This is a genomic window from Bacillus sp. SIMBA_154, assembly GCF_046536015.1.
Classification (GTDB): domain Bacteria; phylum Bacillota; class Bacilli; order Bacillales; family Bacillaceae; genus Bacillus; species Bacillus pumilus_P.
In genome coordinates, this window is sequence record NZ_JAWJBV010000619.1 from 1 (window position 1) to 240 (window position 240).

Genomic DNA, 240 nt, shown 5'->3' on the forward strand with positions numbered 1-240 from the left:
CCAGCGTTGCAAGATAGACAGCACTGGCAACGGTATTGGTTCCTTGACCCAATGGATGGCCCCGGGGCATTTATACTCGAAAGTGGTGACTTTGCCGTTAATATTGCATTGATAGAAAATAACCACCCAGTGCTGGGGGTTATTCATTGGCCAGCAACGGGCGTGACCTGTTATGCAACGGCTAAAAATGGGGCATTTAAGCGTGAAGGTGAGCACGATAAACAAATATTTGTAGCACCG

General features: G+C 47.9%; 1 protein-coding gene. It reads left to right on the forward strand.

Annotated elements, in window-relative coordinates; genetic code table 11:
• On the forward strand, positions 1-240 hold a 240-nt coding region (locus R0K30_RS23360; RefSeq protein ID WP_410613396.1), incomplete at both ends, for an inositol monophosphatase family protein.